10 protein-coding genes and 3 rRNA genes are annotated in these 17,322 nt (G+C 49.1%); 7 read left to right on the top strand and 6 right to left on the bottom strand.

Going from position 1 to position 17,322, the window contains the following annotated elements; all coding sequences use genetic code 11:
* Positions 1 to 84 precede the first annotated feature (84 nt).
* From AYJ58_RS04085 to AYJ58_RS04060, 6 genes are all read right to left on the bottom strand, one after another.
* Positions 85 to 1,359 carry a CinA family nicotinamide mononucleotide deamidase-related protein gene (locus AYJ58_RS04085; protein WP_106649094.1) on the bottom strand — a complete coding sequence of 425 codons (1,275 nt, stop codon included), beginning with the start codon at positions 1,357 to 1,359 and terminating at the stop codon, positions 85 to 87.
* Between the two features lie 312 nt (positions 1,360 to 1,671).
* Positions 1,672 to 1,787: ribosomal RNA gene (gene rrf / locus AYJ58_RS04080) — 5S ribosomal RNA — on the bottom strand.
* 229 nt (positions 1,788 to 2,016) lie between these two features.
* Positions 2,017 to 4,919 (bottom strand): 23S ribosomal RNA (locus tag AYJ58_RS04075).
* Between the two features lie 366 nt (positions 4,920 to 5,285).
* Positions 5,286 to 6,828, bottom strand: a 16S ribosomal RNA gene (locus AYJ58_RS04070).
* Together the 16S, 23S and 5S rRNA genes form the textbook arrangement of a ribosomal RNA operon.
* A 794-nt stretch (positions 6,829 to 7,622) precedes the next feature.
* Positions 7,623 to 8,528: a helix-turn-helix transcriptional regulator gene (locus AYJ58_RS04065; protein WP_006083558.1), complete on the bottom strand. Its 906-nt coding sequence runs from the start codon at positions 8,526 to 8,528 to the stop codon at positions 7,623 to 7,625.
* Between the two features lie 69 nt (positions 8,529 to 8,597).
* Complete coding sequence (locus tag AYJ58_RS04060; RefSeq protein ID WP_106649093.1) at positions 8,598 to 9,464, bottom strand: formate dehydrogenase accessory sulfurtransferase FdhD; 867 nt, start codon at positions 9,462 to 9,464, stop codon at positions 8,598 to 8,600.
* 319 nt (positions 9,465 to 9,783) lie between these two features.
* Between AYJ58_RS04060 and AYJ58_RS04055 the strand changes: the two genes are divergently transcribed.
* From AYJ58_RS04055 to fdh3B, 7 genes are all read left to right on the top strand, one after another.
* Complete coding sequence (locus AYJ58_RS04055; protein WP_106649092.1) at positions 9,784 to 10,248, top strand: DUF3305 domain-containing protein; 465 nt, start codon at positions 9,784 to 9,786, stop codon at positions 10,246 to 10,248.
* A complete protein-coding gene (locus AYJ58_RS04050; RefSeq protein ID WP_106649091.1) occupies positions 10,248 to 10,898 on the top strand; it encodes a DUF3306 domain-containing protein in 651 nt (216 codons plus the stop codon). The genes AYJ58_RS04055 and AYJ58_RS04050 overlap by 1 nt, the downstream gene beginning before the upstream one ends.
* Before the next feature lie 189 nt (positions 10,899 to 11,087).
* Positions 11,088 to 12,749, top strand: coding sequence for a 4Fe-4S binding protein (locus AYJ58_RS04045; RefSeq protein ID WP_198555667.1), 1,662 nt, complete (start codon positions 11,088 to 11,090; stop codon positions 12,747 to 12,749).
* Between the two features lie 10 nt (positions 12,750 to 12,759).
* A complete protein-coding gene (locus AYJ58_RS04040) occupies positions 12,760 to 13,437 on the top strand; it encodes a TorD/DmsD family molecular chaperone (protein ID WP_106649089.1) in 678 nt (225 codons plus the stop codon).
* Positions 13,438 to 13,612: 175 nt separating this feature from the next.
* A complete protein-coding gene (locus AYJ58_RS04035; RefSeq protein WP_006083564.1) occupies positions 13,613 to 13,810 on the top strand; it encodes a twin-arginine translocation signal domain-containing protein in 198 nt (65 codons plus the stop codon).
* A gap of 17 nt (positions 13,811 to 13,827) precedes the next feature.
* On the top strand, positions 13,828 to 16,680 hold the full coding sequence (locus tag AYJ58_RS04030) for a molybdopterin-dependent oxidoreductase (protein ID WP_106649088.1): 2,853 nt from the start codon (positions 13,828 to 13,830) through the stop codon (positions 16,678 to 16,680).
* 26 nt (positions 16,681 to 16,706) lie between these two features.
* A complete protein-coding gene (gene fdh3B / locus AYJ58_RS04025; RefSeq protein ID WP_106649087.1) occupies positions 16,707 to 17,303 on the top strand; it encodes a formate dehydrogenase FDH3 subunit beta in 597 nt (198 codons plus the stop codon).
* Positions 17,304 to 17,322 lie beyond the last annotated feature (19 nt).

Genomic DNA, 17,322 nt, shown 5'->3' with positions numbered 1-17,322 from the left:
TTTTTGTCGCTCTGTAGAAGTTAAAATGCTCCATCAGGAGCATTTTTGTTGGCGGATTTAAACTGGTATATACCCGTATAAGAGTTACTTACTGAATCGCCCAATCGACTGATAATCGACGATCACAGCTTCAGCTAAAAGCTCACGTCTTAGCATATCGTAAGCCACAGCAGCACTTAAACTGCGTACCAGATCCCGTGAACGTCTCGGTAGTTTAATCATCTGACTATAAACACCGCCGCGAGTTGCTAAAGCGATCGCCACAGTGCCCACAGGTTTCTCATCTGTGCCACCATCGGGCCCCGCAATTCCACTGGTTGCCAGCGCATAATCACTGTCTAAAATTTGCCTTGCCCCCTTAGCCATTTCTTCCACAGTCGCAATAGAGACTGCACCATGATCATCTAAGGTTGAAGGATTAACACCTAACACACGCACTTTAGATTCATTACTGTAAGTCACTAATCCGTGCTGTAAGTAAGATGAACTGCCAGGGAAATCAACTAACTGACTGGTGATCATGCCGCCAGTGCAAGACTCGGCAACGCTTAAGGTCAAGCCTGAGTTAAGTAGCTTATAATGAATTTCTTCGGCAAGAGTGGCTTTATCTTCCGCGACAACCGCAGTACCCAGCACCATTTTGATGTGCCCAGCGACGCGAGGTAATACTGCAATCGCTTTATCGCCACGGGCGAAAATCTTAATCTCAATATGCGGCATAGAAGAGCGGTAACCAATAGTAATGCCTTCTGGCAGCTCTAGCGGTTCTAACTTATCTGCCAAAGCGGACTCACCTTGACCTATGGTCAATAGTTTCTTTAATGCGACCTTAGCATCAAGGTTAAACTCTTCGCGAATAAAGGGCACAAACTGCTCTGTAACCATGTGCTTCAGCTCAAAAGGCACACCAGGCGTAAAGAATAACCAAGCGCGGTTAAGCTTAACTCTAAAACCACAAGCGGTTCCCACTGGGTTATCAACCATCACAGCTGAGGCTGGCAGCATAGCTTGCTTGAGATTACTTGAAGGCATTTCACGGTTATTACGGGTAAACCACTCCTCTAAACGCTCACGCCACTCCGCATTCTCAACCAATGGTTCGCCCTTTGCCTTAGCCATCGCTAAAGCAGACATATCATCACTCGTCGGCCCGAGACCACCATTAACGAGAATCACATCGGCATGTAGGCTACGTTCTTGGAAAACAGCAATCAGATCCTCGAGACGATCGCCGACGGTTACTCGACGCTGGATCTCGACACCATGCTCCATCATAGTACTGGCAAACCAAGCGGCGTTGGTATCAACAATCTGTCCCGCCAACACCTCTTCCCCAGTGCAAATCATCTCTAACTTCATCTCAGATCCTTATCTACCCCAATAAATTAAAACATAAGGTAAGTAACCGCTTAACTAATAGCAATAGCTAGGCTCGATCGAGAACTAAGATCGCTGTAGCAAAATCGGAGCATTGACAAAATAACCGTACAAATAACCAACAACCATTACTTATTATTGATGTCATGAAGAGTGAAAGAGAGTGTTAAGGAGAGAAAAATAGGAGGAAAACTGACTAATTGAATAGACACTAGGCTGGATTTAACAAATTGCGGACGCAAAAAAGCCAGCTTATTCAGCTGGCTTCGTTACATCTCTATGAGATAATTAGGCGCTTGGCGATGACCTACTCTCACATGGGGAGACCCCACACTACCATCGGCGCGTTTGCGTTTCACTTCTGAGTTCGGGATGGGATCAGGTGGTTCCACAAGGCTATTGTCACCAAGCAAATTCTTACTGGTTAATTGTCCGTCTGACGGCATTGTCTCCTTGCTACTGTGCTCATGTACTAACGTACACTCCGCGCCTCGCTCGTCACGGCTTTGTCAGCCTAACAATTTCCTGCGTAATTAACCTTTTAATTAAAATTTGAAAAGCTGATTTGCTTTGAGTCTTTCACTTTATCAAGTGTCGATATTCTGTCTAAGTTCGCTTAGCAAAACCCATCTGGGTTGTATGGTTAAGCCTCTCGAGTCATTAGTACATGTTAGCTCAACGCCTCACAACGCTTACACACCATGCCTATCAACGTCCTAGTCTCGAACGGCTCTTTAGAGGAATTAAATTCCTAGGGATGACTCATCTTAGGGCTCGCTTCCCGCTTAGATGCTTTCAGCGGTTATCGATTCCGAACGTAGCTACCGGGCAATGCCATTGGCATGACAACCCGAACACCAGCGGTTCGTCCACTCCGGTCCTCTCGTACTAGGAGCAGCTCCCTTCAATCATCCAACGCCCACGGCAGATAGGGACCGAACTGTCTCACGACGTTCTGAACCCAGCTCGCGTACCACTTTAAATGGCGAACAGCCATACCCTTGGGACCGACTTCAGCCCCAGGATGTGATGAGCCGACATCGAGGTGCCAAACACCGCCGTCGATATGAACTCTTGGGCGGTATCAGCCTGTTATCCCCGGAGTACCTTTTATCCGTTGAGCGATGGCCCTTCCATTCAGAACCACCGGATCACTATGACCTACTTTCGTACCTGCTCGACGTGTATGTCTCGCAGTTAAGCTGGCTTATGCCATTGCACTAACCGTACGATGTCCGACCGTACTTAGCCAACCTTCGTGCTCCTCCGTTACTCTTTGGGAGGAGACCGCCCCAGTCAAACTACCCACCAGGCACTGTCCCTAATCCCGATAAGGGACCTAGGTTAGAACATCAAAACTACAAGGGTGGTATTTCAAGGACGACTCCATCATGACTAGCGTCACAACTTCAAAGTCTCCCACCTATCCTACACATGTAGGTTCAATGTTCAGTGCCAAGCTATAGTAAAGGTTCACGGGGTCTTTCCGTCTAGCCGCGGGTATACGGCATCTTCACCGCAATTTCAACTTCACTGAGTCTCGGCTGGAGACAGCGTGGCCATCATTACGCCATTCGTGCAGGTCGGAACTTACCCGACAAGGAATTTCGCTACCTTAGGACCGTTATAGTTACGGCCGCCGTTTACCGGGGCTTCGATCATGAGCTTCTCTTGCGATAACCCAATCAATTAACCTTCCGGCACCGGGCAGGCGTCACACCGTATACTTCCTCTTGCGAGTTTGCACAGTGCTGTGTTTTTGATAAACAGTTGCAGCCACCTGGTATCTGCGACTCCCGTCAGCTTAGAGAGCAAGTCTCATCACCAACAGGAGCGTACCTTCTCCCGAAGTTACGGTACCATTTTGCCTAGTTCCTTCAGCCGAGTTCTCTCAAGCGCCTTGGTATTCTCTACCCGACCACCTGTGTCGGTTTGGGGTACGATTCCCGCTAACCTGAAGCTTAGAAGATTTTCCTGGAAGCATGGCATCAACTACTTCAGTCCCTTAGGACCTCGTCATCAGCTCTCAGTGTGTACATCAAAGTACGTGTCCCCGGATTTGCCTAAGAACACCACCTACCACCTTAAACGCGGACTACCAACGCCGCGCTAGCCTAGCCTTCTCCGTCTCTCCATCGCAGTTAGCGGAAGTACAGAAATATTAATCTGTTTCCCATCGATTACGCCTTTCGGCCTCACCTTAGGGGTCGACTCACCCTGCCCCGATTAACGTTGGACAGGAACCCTTGGTCTTTCGGCGAGGGGGTTTTTCACCCCCTTTATCGTTACTCATGTCAGCATTCGCACTTCTGATACCTCCAGCGTGGGTTACCCCTTCACCTTCAACGGCTTACAGAACGCTCCTCTACCGCGCACAGTAAACTGTGCACCCGTAGCTTCGGTGACTAGCTTAGCCCCGTTACATCTTCCGCGCAGGCCGACTCGACTAGTGAGCTATTACGCTTTCTTTAAATGATGGCTGCTTCTAAGCCAACATCCTAGCTGTCTAAGCCTTCCCACATCGTTTCCCACTTAGCTAGTACTTTGGGACCTTAGCTGACGGTCTGGGTTGTTTCCCTTTTGACGACGGACGTTAGCACCCGCCGTCTGTCTCCCGAGTAGTACTCATTGGTATTCGGAGTTTGCAAAGGGTTGGTAAGTCGGGATGACCCCCTAGCCTTAACAGTGCTCTACCCCCAATGGTATTCGCTCGAGGCGCTACCTAAATAGCTTTCGAGGAGAACCAGATATCTCCCGGTTTGATTGGCCTTTCACCCCCAGCCACAAGTCATCCGCTAATTTTTCAACATTAGTCGGTTCGGTCCTCCAGTTGATGTTACTCAACCTTCAACCTGCCCATGGCTAGATCACCGGGTTTCGGGTCTACACCTTGCAACTAAACGCGCAGTTAACACTCGGTTTCCCTACGGCTCCGCTATTCGCTTAACCTCGCTACAAAATGTAAGTCGCTGACCCATTATACAAAAGGTACGCAGTCACGGTCTCAAGAACCGCTCCCACTGCTTGTACGTATACGGTTTCAGGTTCTATTTCACTCCCCTCACAGGGGTTCTTTTCGCCTTTCCCTCACGGTACTGGTTCACTATCGGTCAGTCAGGAGTATTTAGCCTTGGAGGATGGTCCCCCCATATTCAAACAGGATGTCACGTGTCCCGCCTTACTCGTTTTCATCAATGGTTAGTTTTCATGTACGGGGCTATCACCCTGTGCCGCTGTGCTTTCCAACACATTCCACTAACACCCCACTGACTTAAGGGCTAATCCCCGTTCGCTCGCCGCTACTAGGGGAATCTCGGTTGATTTCTTTTCCTAAGGGTACTTAGATGTTTCAGTTCCCCTCGTTCGCCTCGCAACACTATGTATTCATGTTGCGATAACAGCTTATGCTGCTGGGTTCCCCCATTCGGACATCGTTAGCTCAAATGCTTGTTACTAGCTCGCCAACGCTTTTCGCAAGTTACTACGTCCTTCATCGCCTCTGACTGCCAAGGCATCCACCGTATACGCTTAGTCGCTTAACCATACAACCCAAATGAGTTTCACTCACCTGAGTCGCACTGCGACCAGCTTGGTTTTACTTGTCTCACTTCTGACCAAAGAAGTGGACGCGCCTTAGACGTAAACTATCCAATAAAGAATAATTTACTTTTGAATATTCAAGACACTTAATAAAGTGTTTGAGAACTCATGATGCAAACGTTTCCACGTTTACATCGGTTTGTAATTAATCACATGACAGACTCATGCAATTAAATACTATCAGCTTTCCAAATTGTTAAAGAACAATGCTAACCGGCTCGCGGCGCATTCAGCTCTGACTTCTCCTAAGAGAAGCTAAACAAGCAATCTGTGTGAACACTCAACAAACATTAAGTTAGTCGTATAGGTAAGGAGGTGATCCAGCCCCAGGTTCCCCTAGGGCTACCTTGTTACGACTTCACCCCAGTCATGAACCACAAAGTGGTGAGCGCCCCCCCGAAGGTTAAGCTACCCACTTCTTTTGCAGCCCACTCCCATGGTGTGACGGGCGGTGTGTACAAGGCCCGGGAACGTATTCACCGTGGCATTCTGATCCACGATTACTAGCGATTCCGACTTCATGGAGTCGAGTTGCAGACTCCAATCCGGACTACGACGAGCTTTGTGAGATTAGCTCCACCTCGCGGCTTTGCAACCCTCTGTACTCGCCATTGTAGCACGTGTGTAGCCCTACTCGTAAGGGCCATGATGACTTGACGTCGTCCCCACCTTCCTCCGGTTTATCACCGGCAGTCTCCCTAGAGTTCCCACCATTACGTGCTGGCAAATAAGGATAGGGGTTGCGCTCGTTGCGGGACTTAACCCAACATTTCACAACACGAGCTGACGACAGCCATGCAGCACCTGTCTCACGGTTCCCGAAGGCACTAAGCTATCTCTAGCGAATTCCGTGGATGTCAAGAGTAGGTAAGGTTCTTCGCGTTGCATCGAATTAAACCACATGCTCCACCGCTTGTGCGGGCCCCCGTCAATTCATTTGAGTTTTAACCTTGCGGCCGTACTCCCCAGGCGGTCTACTTAATGCGTTAGCTTGAGAGCCCAGTGTTCAAGACACCAAACTCCGAGTAGACATCGTTTACGGCGTGGACTACCAGGGTATCTAATCCTGTTTGCTCCCCACGCTTTCGTGCCTGAGCGTCAGTCTTTGTCCAGGGGGCCGCCTTCGCCACCGGTATTCCTCCAGATCTCTACGCATTTCACCGCTACACCTGGAATTCTACCCCCCTCTACAAGACTCTAGTTCGCCAGTTCGAAATGCAATTCCCAGGTTGAGCCCGGGGCTTTCACATCTCGCTTAACAAACCGCCTGCGCACGCTTTACGCCCAGTAATTCCGATTAACGCTCGGACCCTCCGTATTACCGCGGCTGCTGGCACGGAGTTAGCCGGTCCTTCTTCTGTAGGTAACGTCACAGCAATGGTGTATTAAACCATTACCTTTCCTCCCTACTGAAAGTGCTTTACAACCCGAAGGCCTTCTTCACACACGCGGCATGGCTGCATCAGGGTTTCCCCCATTGTGCAATATTCCCCACTGCTGCCTCCCGTAGGAGTCTGGGCCGTGTCTCAGTCCCAGTGTGGCTGATCATCCTCTCAGAACAGCTAGGGATCGTCGCCTTGGTGAGCCATTACCTCACCAACTAGCTAATCCCACCTAGGTTCATCCAATCGCGGAAGGCCCGAAGGTCCCCTCCTTTCCCCCGTAGGGCGTATGCGGTATTAGCAGTCGTTTCCAACTGTTATCCCCCTCGACTGGGCAGATCCCTAGGCATTACTCACCCGTCCGCCGCTCGCCACCTCAGAAGTAAACTCCCTTGTGCTGCCGCTCGACTTGCATGTGTTAGGCCTGCCGCCAGCGTTCAATCTGAGCCATGATCAAACTCTTCAATTAAAGTTTTGTTGCTTCCGTCTTGCGACTTCAGCGGCTCAATGAATTCTGATTTTTTGTTTCTCGCTAAAAGAAACAAACTGTACATATTGCTATGAACACTCATTGTTACATTGATTTAAATTTTTGACTGCCAACCCGAAGGCTAAGCAGTTTCGATTAACTCAACACCTGTGAGTGTCCACACAGATTTCTTGTTTTATCTTGTTAAAGAGCAACTCAATATTCGTAAGAGAACTTGAGCACCACACTGAGCGCCGAACGCTTCCAGTTGGCTAGGGCTGCGTATTCTACGCATTTCCCGTTTCGCGTCAAGGAGTATTTTTCAAATACTTGCCGCGCTTGAATTAAATGCTTAAAAGCTACTCAATTCAACCTAACTCGTCAGCTGGCTTTCGCTGTCTGCCGTGTCAGTGGATGCGCATTATAGGGAGCAGGAGATTTTGTGCAACCCCTATTTTAAGGAAATTTGCAGTTAATTCTAATTATCTAATCTAACCACACCATACCCACCACTTACCCCCAAAGTTATCCACAAAATGGCATTTTCTCTGCTGTTACTCCTCATATTCTGCGGTTCTACGGCATCAAGACGAAGGGATTTGCGCATAGATTCTATGAAAGTTTAGATAAGGATAACGGCTACTCGAGCCGAAATAACTTAATCAGGGACAGGGAGAGATCTCTTTAATCCTTATTTTGTAACTCGCTATATAAGTAGCAGCATAAGTAACTGTCATAAGTAGTGCAGAGATCATTCGACTGTATTCACCTTCATCTATTTCCGAGTGAGCGGATTAGCTCGCACTCCAAAGTAATTGTCCGCAGTCGGTAAGATCATAGCCACCCAGTAGCGCCGCCATTTGCCTCGAGTGGCCGCTCGCTAACATAGTAAAGAGTTGTTGAAGCTGACGACGGAAGTAAATGCTTTGCGGCATAACGAAATCGAAGGACTCTTTAATCAGTGGCACGAAACTCAAACCACTCTCCAATGCCACCGATTGACAACCAAACCCGATATCGGCATCACCACGGGCGATATAACCTGCCAGCTCGCGTTCACTATAGGCCGTCAGCACGACATTAAGCTGATCTAAGCGAGCGCCTTGCTTTAACAACCAATGTTCTAAATGTTGCTGGCTACCCGCGCCGCCCTGACGACTCACCCAACGCCAAGGTAAGTTCACGACTTTATCTTCCTCTTGGCATCTGTGGTGCATATCGGCACGCATGATCAATCCTTGCTGGCGGGAGTAACCGTGCACCATGATCCATTGTTGGTGATTGTTATACCCTTTAAGTAAGGCGGGATGGCGGATATTGCGATCCTCCATACTGCCCCAGTGCAAGGTACACACATCGGCATAACCTTTAGCGAGTAACTCTAATCCTAAGCGCGAACCTGTCGCGCTGTAGCTTATCAACTCACGACTACCGACTTGTGCCATCAAGCGCGCCACCAGCATAGATAAGAGTGGATCGTCACTGCCGGTGATCAATAAACGGTCGGTGAGCATGCCGCTGTGGCACGAATCCATCACCCAACGGTCGATTAGCACTTTCGGGAATAGCCATTTACCGGTGATTTTAGTAGCGGGGAGAATTCTATCATTGGCCATGGCGTAGACTTTTTTCTCGTTCAGATCTAGATACTCGGCCACTTGCTTCGCACTCATGTAAACCAATTCACTGGCAGACGTCATCTTGTTTCCTTGTCTTATTCTTTATTACTGCATGTAAGTCTTAGCATTACTGTCTTAGCTAATTAGGGACTAAGGAGTGGTATTGGCATCAAATTGCAGATTTTCACTGCCGTGATACACCAAAAAGTGTCGACCTTTAGCGCGGGCGATAATAGTAATGCCTAACTGCTGCGCCAGTGCTAAGCCCATCTGAGTCACGCCGCTACGTGATAGCAAAATGGGGATCCCCATTTTGGCGACTTTAATCACCATTTCAGAGGTTAAGCGGCCTGTGGTATAAAAAATCTTGTTATCGCCACGATCCTGCGTCAACCACATGTCTCCGGCTAACGTATCGACGGCGTTGTGACGGCCGACATCTTCAACGAAGGCCATAATCCTATCGTCTTCGCACAAACCACAGCCATGCACAGCGCCAGCATTCTTATAGGTTTCGTTATAGTCGTTGATATTTTTCAATAAGCTATACAAGGTGCTTTGCTTCAAACTCGGTGTAGGTAAATTGATGTTATCGAGATCCTGCATAAAGCTGCCATAAACCGTGCCTTGACCACAGCCTGACGTCACGGTTTTTTCGGAGAGTTTCTCGTCGAGATCGGCGATTTGTTCGCGGGTAATCACAGCCGCAGAACTCACATCCCAATCGACGATAACAGAGTCCAGCAGGCTCACATCCGAAATAAAACCTTGGTTCTTCAGATAACCTAACGCCAGAGACTCAGGTTTTGCCCCTAGGGTCATTAGCGTCACTATGGGACGCCAGTTTAAATAAACGGTAAGTGGCCGTTCACAGGCAACAAATTTATCCAGCACTTCCCCCGCCTCATTCACTGCTTTTACGGCAATGGTTAAGGGCACTTCTGCTTGGGTTCTCACAAAAGAACACTGATGAGACTTTCGAGTGGAGTTCACTGCAACTTCTTTATCTGTGCCCATGCTGTTTTCCAAAATCATAATACTACCGCTTAACGAGTCATGGCCTGAGCATAGCAATATTTGTACCTAGGCATAAAACTCGGGGTTAAATGCGTGATCTGCCGCAATACTGATTTTTCATTAGCCCTTTTATGTCCCAAACAAAAACCAGCATTGGACAAAATGTCCAATTTTTAGAGTTTTTTTGATGATCTACTTCAAACTAATACCCCATGTTTACTGGCACCAATATTGCAGTGACCTTTTATTGCAATTTGTTGGTAAAACCGATCCGTTCAATCGACGGTTCGTCCATCAACACGGCTGAGACGGAGAGACAATGCAACATACAACGAATGTTTGGCCCATGTACGTTTCACTCAAAAAAGTAGAGAAACAAGTTGGCCGCTGGACCTCAGTACAATGGGAAATTGAACATCTACTTCCCGCCACCCATCAAGCCCCAGACAACGCCACATTAGTGCTACTCGAACTGCACAAAGACGAACGAGCCAGCTATCGTCTCAATCTCGATGTCGATAACGCTATGCTGTATTTAGTGTGCGATGAAACGGCCGATGGCACTTGGATACCCGCAGCGCTGTCGGCGGATCAAAACGTCGCCGCAGGTTGTCTTGAGGGTAATACCCCTGTTATCAACCTACTGATGCCAGAAGCAATAGCTTGCTGGATTGAAGCCTTTATTACCCAGCATGGCGAAGTCGAAATCGCCGCCCATCGCCGTAAGCATGTCGATGGCCGTAAGAATCAAGGCCCGAGTCACGATCCACTTCGGAGGGACTAATGGCTGAATCCACGCAAAAAACGCCTGGGCTACTGAGTCGCTGGAACCAAAGGCGCGAACAAGTTGCCGCTGAGCAAGCACGAGAAACTCAAGCGCCGATCGCGACCGAAGCCACTGTGGCAGTTGAGCCGCTTCAATCGACAGAGCCCGCAGTAGAGTCCAATACTGCCGAGCATGACGATCCGAATCGCATGCTCACTGCGGCGGATTTACCTAATCCTGACGAAATTGAAATTGGCGGTAGCTTTGCGAGTTTTATGGGCGCGAATGTTGATCCGGCGGCGAAATCTGCGGCACTGAGAGCGCTGTGGAAACAACCGCATTTCAACGAGATAGATGGACTTTTGGAATATGCGCTCGATTACAGTAATCAGCCCAAACTCAGCGCCGAAGTTTCAGCAGAATTAGCGCAAAAAGTCTTCCGCTACATCACCAAAGACAGCGAAACGCCGGATGAAGAATTAACCTTAGCTAAACAAGCTGCAGAAACTAATCCATCCGCTAGTCTTGATGTAAGCGAAACCACGACTCAAGCAGTCGACACCGAAATGGCAGCAGAGCCGATAGCGGACAATTTGGATGGGGAGACTGATGACCTACCCCAAAATGCACCAGAGCCCTCGGCTCAGGTCCAAACCCGAGTTGTTTAACGTCAGTTTAGCTAATTTTAATGTCCGTAACTTTGGTATGTGAATTGCTGTACTAAGGCATAAAAAAGCTTAGATAAAAGCAGAAAAGGCAATGACTTACTTATTACCAGCCGCCTAAATCTGCCCAGATACAGTAAAACAAGAAACAGCCAAAGTACTGTTCAGGAACGCAATGTGAGCACTCATTTGATGACCAATCAAACCCAAGAAGCGTTAAAACAAGCGCGGCAACAGGTGTTAGCGCAAACTCAGATGTTGCAGAATCTGATCCCGCCAACCGTCAGCTACACTACTGAAGGCAATGTCCTTATTATCGGCCCAGAAGATCTGGCTCGCCTCGCCGCGGACAAATTGTCCACTATGGCTCATCGCGTGATTTTGGCCAATGAAGCCATTACCAGCCAAGATGAAGCGCACCTTGAGCGCGTGATGGCGGCGGCAACCGATGTCGAAAGTTACTACAACAAACTCATTGGCGTAAAAGGCTTTTTAGGCCAATTCCAAGTCAGTGTTGAACATCAAGATGGCGCGGCCGAACTCAGTTTAGTGGCGATTCGTAAACCCCATTTCGATATCGTGCTCGATTTAAGCAATACAGCTTGTTTGAACTTAGAAATGCTACCTCCCGGTTATTTCTATGTCGGCCAAGACGCCGAGAAACTCGAAGATGCCCTCGCGCAAATTCCCGATCTTGTCGGCCAATTCGACAAGCCTCGCTACGTCAAAATCAACCCAGATATTTGTGCCCACGACCGTAACGGCATCAATGGTTGCAATCGTTGCCTTAACTTTTGCCCAGCCGATGCGATTAGTAGCGTGGCGAAGAAAATTGAAATCGACCCATACCTTTGCCACGGCGCAGGCAGTTGTACCAGCGCTTGCCCAACGGGTGCTATCAGTTACGATCTACCGACGCCACAGGCCTTACATTCATATCTAAACAAAGTCGTTAACCGTTTCCGCGAGCACGCCCAAACCGCACCGGTGATTTTGTTTCACGATAATGCCGTCGGCGCTGACTTTATTAGCGACGATCTAGCGGGTGATGTTATCCCCGTCGCCCTAGAAGAAATTACCGTTGCCAGCTTAGATCATTGGCTGTCAGTACTCGCTTGGGGCGCACGCCAAGTACTGATCCTCAACACAGACGCCACGGCGCCAACTCTTACGCAAATGCTTAAAGGCGAGCTTTCGTTAGCCAACAGCATTTTAGATGAAATGGGTCAGCCACAACGTATCAGCCTCATCGACCCAAGCAAGCTTGCCGATTTAGATTCGATGCTCGATATCAGCTTAGATTGGCCCGTGATCGTGCCCGCTGCATTTGTCTCGACTACCAAACGCAACACGCTATTTGAAGCGATAGACCACCTCAATAGCCAAGCGGGTGAAATCGATACTTGCCTTAGCCTCAGCAACATTCCCTTTGGCAAAGTCAGCGTGAATGTCGAAAAGTGCACTATGTGTATGTCCTGCGTGGCAATTTGCCCAACTGTGGCATTGCAAGATGGCGGCGACAAACCTGCACTACACTTTATTGAGCAAAACTGCGTGCAATGCGGCTTATGTGAGGCAGCCTGTCCTGAGAAGGTTATCAGCCTAACGCCACAAATTAATTTTGATAAAGCTGCTCGTCAGCAACAACACACCCTGAAAGAGGAAGCCCCCTTCGAATGTATTCGCTGCGGCTCTCCTTTTGCGACCCAATCTATGGTGCATCGGATGCTGGATATGGTCGGCGCGCACAGCGCATTTTCTGCCAATATTGAGCGCTTGAAAATGTGTGGCGACTGCCGGGTAAAAGACATGTTTGAAGACATTCTTCAAGATCCTGAAAAGCAACTGCGATAAGAGATCCGCTATGACCGAATCAGTAAGACAAGTTTCAGAAAACGATCAGTTGAGAGCCGATATCTATCAACTGTTAGCCGCCCTATTACGCCGTCAGCCGAGCCCTGAACTGCTGCAATTTTTGGCCAATCTTGAAATCGATGCCAATGAAGACAACGAGATGACCAAGGCTTGGTTATCCGTGCAGCTCGCCGCCCAGCAGTTCAACAATGAACAGCTCGAAGACGAGTATTTTGCGCTATTCCTCGGTGTAGGTTCTGGCGAGATCTTGCCCTACGGCAGCTGGTTTATGACTGGCTCTTTAATGGATAAACCGCTGGCATTACTGCGCCAAGACCTAATGCAACTCGGATTTGAGCGCGAAGACAACGTTAAAGAACCCGAAGATCACGTAGCCGCCCTGTGTGAAGTGATGGGAACCCTGATTTTAGAAGCGCCGAGCTATCGCCAACTGGCTTTTTACCAACGCCATATCGGCAGCTGGATTGGTCGCTTCTGTGACAGCTTAGCCAAGGCACCCAGCGCTGCGTTTTACGCAACCGTCGCCCAGCTGGCAAAAGCCTTCTTTGAAATGGAAGCCAGTGCCTTTGAACAACTGAGCTTAGATATTCCCGTCAATTGCCCAGGCAGCGCTGACCTACAACCGGCCACCAGCGATTTAGCAAAACCAGTAGAGTTAATGAACTGAGACTAAACTGAATGATAGCGCGACATGTGCGTGCTAGACGTCAATGCTAGATGAGTTCAAACCGCGAAGGTGAAGTCACACGCACCTTCGCAACAATAACGAAAGCTTAGGCTTTCACAATAACCGAGGTGGTCGCCGTTTGTGCCACCTTAATCCCGCAACACAAGGAGACACTATGAAGAAGCCAGCTTCCGACATGGGCCGTCGTCAATTGCTCAAAGCATTGGCACTCGGCAGTGCGGCAGGCGCAGTGGTAACCGTGAGCAGTCAGGCGTTAGCTTCGACAAAAACGGCAGCAACCACAGAGCCTAAGAGTGAGAACTACCGCGAAACCGACCATATCCGTAACTATTATGCGTCGTTGAACAACTAACCAGAGGAGAGTGTGTGATGCGATTAACCCGCAAAACAGACCAGGTTGTCGAATCTAAAGCGCCAGCACTGGGTCTCAATCGTCGTCAGTTCTTAAAATCGGCAGGTCTTGCCACAGGTGGCATCGCTGCGGCGTCCATGCTAGGTACAGGCATGATGCGTAAAGCTCAAGCCCAAGAAGACATAGGCCACAATGTTCCCACCGAAGTTAAACGTACCATCTGTTCTCACTGCGCCGTCGGTTGTGGTGTATATGCAGAAGTACAAAATGGCGTGTGGACAGGTCAAGAACCGGCATTTGACCATCCCTTTAACCAAGGCGGACACTGCGCGAAAGGTGCGGCACTGCGTGAGCACGGCCACGGTGAAAAACGCCTGAAATACCCAATGAAGTTAGAAGGCGGCAAGTGGAAAAAGATCTCTTGGGATCAAGCGATTAATGAAGTCGGCGACAAGATGGCAGCGATTCGTCAAGAGTCGGGTCCAGATTCCGTTTACTTTATGGGTAGCGCCAAGTTTTCGAACGAACAAGCTTATTTATATCGCAAATTAGCGGCACTGTGGGGCACGAACAACGTCGACCATTCAGCCCGTATTTGTCACTCTACCACGGTAGCCGGTGTTGCTAACACTTGGGGCTACGGTGCGCAAACCAACTCGTTAAACGATATCCGCAACTCTAAGTGCGTCATGTTTGTGGGTTCAAACCCAAGTGAAGCCCACCCAGTCGCAATGCAACACATTTTGGTGGCTAAAGAACGCGGCGCCAAAATTATCGTAGTAGATCCTCGTTTCACCCGTACTGCAGCGAAATCTGACGAGTACGTGCATATCCGCCCTGGTACAGATATCCCCTTCATTTATGGCCTGTTATGGCACATTTTTGAAAACGGCTGGGAAGATAAAGACTTCTTAAAACAACGTGTATACGGTATGGAACGTATCCGCGAAGAAGCCAAAAAATACACTCCAGAAGAAGTTGAGTTGGTTGCAGGCGTGCCTAAGGCGCAAATGTACCGCGTTGCCAAGATGATGGCCGAAACCAAACCCGGCACTATCGTTTGGTGTATGGGCGGTACTCAGCATCACGTTGGTAATGCCAATACCCGTTCATACTGTATTTTACAGTTAGCCCTTGGCAACATGGGGGTTTCTGGTGGTGGGACTAACATCTTCCGTGGTCACGATAACGTACAAGGTGCAACGGACTTCGGTCTGTTATTCGACAACTTGCCCGGTTACTACGGTTTAACCTCTGGCGCTTGGGCTCACTGGTCGAATGTATGGGACTTAGATCCAAAATGGGTAGCCAGTCGTTTCGACCAAGGTGAATACTTAGGTCAAACACCACAAACCTCAACTGGTATTCCTTGCTCTCGCTGGCACGATGGGGTGTTAGAAGATAAAACCAAAATTGCGCAGAAAGACAATATCCGTCTGGCGTTCTTCTGGGGACAATCGGTGAACACTGAAACCCGTGGTCGCGAAGTGCGTGAAGCATTGAACAAGATGGATACTGTGGTGGTGGTCGATCCGTTCCCAACCATGGCAGGGGTGATGCACCAACGTAAAGACGGTGTATATCTGTTGCCTGCGGCGACCCAGTTCGAAACCTATGGTTCAGTTTCAGCGACCAACCGCTCAATCCAATGGCGCACTAAGGTCATCGAGCCGCTGTTCGAATCTCTACCAGATCATGTGATCATGTATAAGTTCGCCAAAAAATGGGGCGTTGAAAAAGAATTCTGTAAGCACATTCAAGTGAATGGCGACGAGCCTTTAATTGAAGATGTGACCCGCGAATTCAATACCGGTATGTGGACTGTAGGTTACACTGGGCAAAGTCCTGAGCGTTTAAAGATGCACCAAGAAAACTGGGGTACTTTCGACGTCAACAGCTTACAAGCTCCCGGCGGCCCAGCTAAGGGTGAAACCTATGGCTTACCTTGGCCATGTTGGGGCACTCCAGAGATGAAACATCCTGGTACCCAGATCCTGTATGACCAATCAAAACACGTAAAAGACGGTGGCGGTAACTTCCGTGCCCGTTACGGTGTTGAGCACGATGGCGTCAACATTCTCGCCGAAGGCTCATTCTCTAAAGGCAGTGAGATTCAAGATGGTTATCCTGAATTTACCGCCGACATGCTCAAGCAATTGGGTTGGTGGGATGAACTTACTGATGCGGAGAAAAAACGCGCCGAAGGCAAAAACTGGAAGACAGATATCTCTGGTGGCATCCAACGTGTTGCGATCAAGCATGGTTGTATTCCATTTGGTAATGCGAAAGCCCGTTGTATCGTTTGGACTTTCCCAGATGATATCCCGAAACATCGTGAACCACTTTACACTCCTCGCCGTGACTTAGTCGCTAAGTACCCAACCTACGAAGACCGTATGGTTGCGCGTCTGCCGACCTTGTATAAGTCAATTCAAGATAAGGACTTTACCCAAGGCTTCCCACTGACACTGACCTCTGGTCGTCTAGTGGAATACGAAGGCGGTGGTGAAGAATCCCGTTCTAACCCTTGGCTTGCTGAGCTGCAACAAGAAATGTTCATCGAGATGAACCCTGCGGATGCTGCGGATCGCGGCGTGCGTGACGGTGACAATGTCTTTGTACATGGCCCAGAAGGCGCCAAGATCACGGTTAAGGCTATGGTGACACCGCGCGTTATTGCCGGTGAATGTTTTATGCCATACCACTTTGCTGGTGTGTTTGAGGGCGAAAGCCTAGCGAAAAACTATCCTGAAGGCACAGTGCCTTACGTGATAGGCGAATCGGCAAACACCATTTTAACTTATGGCTACGACGTTGTGACTCAGATGCAAGAAACTAAGTCCAGCCTATGCCAAATCAGCAAAGCCTAACCTACTTGATGAGGAGATAAGCCATTATGGCAGTCATGAAATTTCTGTGTGACACCAAGCGCTGCATCGAGTGTAACGGTTGTGTCACTGCATGTAAGAACGAAAACGACTCCGCTCTCGAGTGGGGAATCCAACGTCGCCGCGTGGTGACAATTAACGATGGTCAACCGGGTGAAGCATCGATTTCAGTGGCATGTATGCACTGTACTGACGCTCCCTGCATGGCCGTATGTCCGGCAGATTGTTTCTACCGTACCGACGATGGCATAGTGCTGCACAACAAAGATACCTGTATCGGTTGTGGTTATTGCTTCTATGCTTGTCCATTTGGTGCACCGCAATTCCCGAAAAAGACTGCGTTTGGTAGTCGTGGCAAGATGGACAAGTGTACTTTCTGCGCCGGTGGCCCAGAAGAAACCTTCTCCGAAGCCGAGCGTAAAAAATACGGCGCCAACCGTATTGCTGAGGGCAAGTTGCCTATGTGTGCTGAGCTTTGTTCGACAAAAGCCCTGCTCGCGGGTGATGCGGAAGTGGTATCCAATATCTACCGTCAACGTATGGCCTCTCGTGGCAATCCTAACGTGATTTGGGGTTACAACCCCAAGACAGGTGAGATTAACTAAGCAGAGCGAGGGTTAGGGA

This window comes from Shewanella sp. Pdp11, from assembly GCF_002838165.1.
In the GTDB taxonomy this organism is placed as follows: domain Bacteria; phylum Pseudomonadota; class Gammaproteobacteria; order Enterobacterales; family Shewanellaceae; genus Shewanella; species Shewanella hafniensis.
The sequence above is the reverse complement of the archived record's forward strand: the minus strand, read 5'-3'. Positions and strand labels throughout refer to the sequence as shown.